The organism is uncultured Gimesia sp. (genome assembly GCF_937910335.1).
Taxonomy (GTDB): domain Bacteria; phylum Planctomycetota; class Planctomycetia; order Planctomycetales; family Planctomycetaceae; genus Gimesia.
Genome location: NZ_CALEMX010000373.1, coordinates 1 through 5,052 on the forward strand (window position 1 = coordinate 1; position 5,052 = coordinate 5,052).

The 5,052-nt window shown below is 48.1% G+C and carries 2 protein-coding genes; both read right to left on the bottom strand.

The window, feature by feature from the left end:
- Positions 1–9: 9 nt before the first annotated feature.
- Positions 10–3,168 (bottom strand): PSD1 and planctomycete cytochrome C domain-containing protein, encoded by a 3,159-nt coding sequence (locus Q0668_RS14965; protein ID WP_298866080.1) that lies wholly within the window; start codon positions 3,166–3,168, stop codon positions 10–12.
- Positions 3,169–3,516: 348 nt separating this feature from the next.
- Positions 3,517–5,010 (bottom strand): aldehyde dehydrogenase family protein, encoded by a 1,494-nt coding sequence (locus Q0668_RS14970; RefSeq protein WP_366918908.1) that lies wholly within the window; start codon positions 5,008–5,010, stop codon positions 3,517–3,519.
- Between the last annotated feature and the right edge of the window lie 42 nt (positions 5,011–5,052).

The window sequence follows — 5,052 nt, forward strand, 5'->3', positions numbered from 1 at the left end:
GATCCATAACTATCCTCGGGTAATAAATTCGTAGGTATTAAATATCATGCTAGCTACCGTCGTCCAGGCAGCGAGTTCCGCGGGAGTCAGCGATTCATCGCGGTCCGATTCTCCTTGGGCCAGTAGAGCCAGCGCGGCCTTTTCATTTGATTGATAAGACTTGAGTTCGCGTAAGTAAGCAGATTTCGCTGTTTGAGCCTCCCACGACTCTGGCAGTCGACCTAATGCCGACTTGAAAGCGAACTGAACCCGCGTTTCGACATCCTGTCCACCTTCATGCATAATCCGCTCTGCATAATTTCGAGAAGCTTCTACAAACTGCACATCATTCAGTAGTACCAATGATTGTAAAGGTGTATTCGTTCTCGCCCGACTTACCAGACAGACTTCGCGATTCGGCGCATCAAAGGTTTGCATATTCGGCGGTGGCACCGTTCGTTTCCAATAGGTATACATACTGCGGCGGTACAACTTTTCGCCATGATCCTGCACGAAAACCTGCGCCGTTGCAGGCGAACTTCCATAATGACTGACCTCACGCCACAAACCCTCTGGTTGATAAGGATTCACGCTGGCGCCTCCTACTCGCTCCACCAGTAATCCGGATACTTTCAATGTCGCATCCCGAATTGCTTCTGCCTGTAAACGAAATCGTGCACCACGGGCCAACAGCCGATTCTGCGGGTCTTGATTCCAAAGTGCAGGCGTCCCCTCCGATGACTGCCGATATGTCGATGACAACAGAATCTTTCGCATAATGTGTTTGACATCCCAGTCTTTTTCGTAAAACTCAACCGCCAGCCAGTCGAGCATCAGAGGATGCGTAGGAGGATCACCCTGTGAACCAAAGTCTGCCGTGGTAGATACGATTCCCTGTCCAAACAACATTTCCCAAAATCGATTCACTGCCACGCGTGTCGTTAATGGATTTTCGCGCGATGTTAACCATTGGGCCAGCGCCATCCGATTCGCAGGTGCTCTTTTCTGCAATCCCGGTAAAAAGGCTGGCACTCCCGTACTGACTTTCACAGTCGGTTGATCATATTGGCCACGATTTAAAATAAATGTATCACGAGGTTTCTTTGCAGTATCCATCACCATCGTTTCAAACTCATCAGTCAACATCTGACGACGCGTTTTCAAGTTCTCCAATTGATAATGGATATTCTTAAATTCAGGCGCAATCTCGCTGTAATATGTTTTCAACGCCGCAATCTGTTTTGCATTCCGTTTTTTCTGATCGACAGACAGGATGTCTTGAATGGGTTGAGGGATATTCGTGCCATCATCAACGCCCGTCATTCCAAAGATTTTGTAATCGCCGGCAAACATCCTCTGTCCGTATTTAAATTTTCCATCACCCCAAACCAGCATCACGGAAATATAGGGAGAGTGTTGGGTATCGTAAGGTTGATCAAAAGTCACCGTTAAGTGTTGTTGTTTCTTATTGTTTAGAGCAGGTGACCAACCAGTATGATCACGTGGGTCTAGACAGTCTTCTGGGGGATAATCGGGATGCGCGACGCTGGCGGTAATTTTGGCAACATTAAACATCGCATACAAATCGACCTGATCAGAAGGAACCGCCGTTCCGGAAGCTGCAAAGCTGGTGAGCATAAAACTACCCGGGAACGACGCTTTCGAACCATGGCCCAACCCCCCATCAGGTAATTTTTCATTCGGATAGAATACAATTCGCAAACCAGTCAATTTTTCAACCCCCGGTTTGGCCTTCAATGAAATGGAGGGAGAACGACCTCCTGGAGTCAATACGAGCACGTGCCCTTCCTTACTGATTTCAAATCCGGTTCGCGCATTGGGAGCAGAGACTTTGATCACTTCCAAATCATGCAGTTTTAAGCCTTTTCCCAGCTCCGATAAATCTTGACGGGCCTTCTTTTCCCAGTCCCCCATCTTGATTGCATTCGGATGATTCAACTTGGATTTGAGCTGGGCTATTTCCTTCTCAAGCGTCTTTAATTCCGCAGACGCAAAGGATAGTTCTGTCTTTGTTTTCATCTTGGGGCCAGCATTAATACCCAAATTCCCATCGAGTCCCTTATCTTCCAGGTTATTGAAGTAAGCAAAGAACTGGTAAAAATCCTTCATCGTAATCGGGTCATACTTGTGATTGTGGCATTGTGCACAACCCATAGTTAATCCCAGAAAAACTTCTGATGTCGTTTTTACCCGATCGACGGCATAGTTGACCAGATTTTCCTTGGGAATCGTGCCCCCTTCGTGCGTAATCATATGATTCCGGTTAAAACCGGTGGCAACTTTCTGCCAGGCAGAAGAATTCGGAATTAAATCACCGGCAATTTGTTCGGTAATAAAATGATCAAAGGGTTTGTTTTTGTAGAACGAATCGATCACCCAATCGCGCCAGAGCCACATATGCCGTCCACCGTCAATGGAAAAACCATTGGTATCAGCATATCGAGCGAGATCGAGCCATTTCAGAGTCATACGTTCCGCATTCTGAGGTGAAGCAAGCAAGCGATCTACGAGTTTTTCATAAGCCCGTGGATCATTCGATTTTACGAACGCATCAACTACAGCAGCGGAAGGAGGCAGACCAAGCAAATCCAGATAGAGCCGACGAACCAATGCCTGGCGGTTAGCTTCTTTAGAAGGAGTGATACCCGCTTTTTCCAAGCGCGACAACACAAAATAATCGATTTCATTTCTTGGCCACTTCACCTGCTTGACCGCAGGCAATGGCGCTCGTTCCGGCTTGATATAGGCCCAGTGTTCCTGCCATGCAGCCCCCTGTTGAACCCACTGTTTGAGTAATTCAATCTCTGCAGGTTTCAAAGTTTTTCCAGAATCAACAGGCGGCATTCGCTCATCAACATCGGTAGTGAGAATCCGCTGAATCAGTGCACTTTCATTTAGATTTCCTGGTACGAGAGCCGTTTTTCCATCAACACTATGAAACGCGCCTGCCTTCGTATCGAGACGCAATTCGGCTTCTCGATGCGTTTCATCGGGGCCATGACAGAAAAAACAGTTATTGGAAAGAATCGGGCGGATATCTCGATTGAAATCAATTTTCGATTCAGCCGATGTTTGATCAGGCTTGTTCTTTTCTTCGGCAAACAAAGAAGCAAAAGAAGCGCCTAAAATAATTACAGGCAACCAGATTGAAAGGGAACGGAAACGCATACTCATCATGCCCTGTCAGATTATTTGCGATTGCGATCCTGGTGCGTCTCTTTGAAACCGAACCATGCCATCATGGTCCGGGAGAACAGGTGGGTCCCAGCAGACGGATCGTATCTTTGATCTTAAAGACTGAGAACAAGGCCTGTCAAGCTCGGAAGAGAACGGATGCAACCAATTAAAGCGTCTGTGTTTAAATGCTCCACATATACCAGAGAATGAGTAATCATAATCGCACTGCGCAAGACCAGACCCGCAGGAATATGTGATAAAAATACCTGCGGGTCAGTTATAGATCTCATTGATTTCCGCTCAGTTCCCGACTTGACTTTCGGGAACTGAAACAGAGTCTTACAACGGTCGGACCACCGAAACACTGCGCCAATAGTCGAGTAGTGTTTCAATCGATAAAACGCCCCCCCCCATACCGCTTTTATGGATGCCGGCATAAGGAATACCATGCGCGAATACGTTATGAGCATTGATCCAGCTATTGCCGGCACACATCACTTCTGCGACACGCGCCGCCCGGTTGAGATCAGATGACCATACACTATTTGCAAGACCATAATCGGTACTGTTTGTCATCTGAATGGCTTGTTCTTCCGTTTCAAACGGAGCCAGATATGCCACAGGTCCAAATATTTCTTCACGGGCAGCGACATTGTCGAGCGAACCCGCCATGAGTGCCGGTTTTACATAATAGCCTTCATAACCAGGCACCTCAGCAACGCCCCCTTCGAGCAGACACTCGGCTCCTTCTGACTGTCCCTTTTCCAGATAAGAGAGTACACGTTGATGTTGTTTTGCGTTGACCACAGGCCCCATTTGAGACGTATCGTTCAACTGATAACCCACTTGTACATCCTTGAGCCGGTCGATACATTCACCGACAAATTCATCGTAAATATTTTTGTGAATCAACCAGCGAGTTGCATCGCAGCAGACTTGGCCTGTATGAAATGTAATCGCGTTAACCAGTTTCTCTGCGGTGTCGGGAATATCCACATCGTTAAAGACGACAGCTGCCCCTTTGCCACCCAGTTCCAGTTTGACCGGCACCAGATTTCGACCACAGGATTCTGCGATCAGGCGGCCCACTTCGGGAGAACCTGTGAATGACATACGCTGGAGTTTAGGATTGGCTGACAATGCAGCACCAGCAACCGAGCCCAAACCGGGAACCACGTTAATCACACCATCGGGAATGCCGACTTCCTGCGCCACACGCGCCAGGTAGAGAGTCGAAAGCGGCGTGTCTTCAGCAGGTTTAATCACGACCGTATTCCCGGCAGCCAACGCGGGAGCAATGCCCCAGCCAACTAACAGAAACGGAAAGTTCCAGGGAAAGATAAATCCACAGGCGCCCCAGGGCTGGCGCATCGTCCAGGCTTCATGATTTTTCACAGCCAGTATGGAACGACGTTGAACGTTTTGCGCCAAGTCAGCGAAATAACGGATGGTATCCACAAAGTTTTGCACATCACCTTGCGCCTGTGCTTCGATTTTTCCAGCGTCCAGTGATTCGAGTTGAGCGATGATGTGTTTTTGCTTTTCGACGGCATCTGCCAACCGATGCAACAGCGCACTGCGTTCATTCTGAGGAAGCTGTTCCCACCCCGCTGTTTTGAAAGCCTCGTCAGCCACATCGACGGCCTGATCAATGTCACTTGCCTGAAAACTATAAACTTCTGCCAACTGAGCTCCGGAACCAGGATCCGAAGTAGTAAACGTCTCGCCTCCCGTTGATTCCAGTTCTTTCCCGCCGACAAACCCTTTCAGCGGACCACTCTCCAAAAATGACCTGACTTCAGGATAAAGTTCGTTTGCAGTGGTCGTTGACATCGTGAGCTCCTGTTCTATTAATTCCAGATAAGACTGATTCCC

Bases quoted from the DNA above. Each gene is read 5' to 3' on its own strand.
- Q0668_RS14965 (WP_298866080.1), bottom strand. From the start codon at position 3,168: ATGCGTTTCCGTTCCCTTTCAATCTGGTTGCCTGTAATTATTTTAGGC.
- Q0668_RS14970 (WP_366918908.1), bottom strand. From the start codon at position 5,010: ATGTCAACGACCACTGCAAACGAACTTTATCCTGAAGTCAGGTCATTT.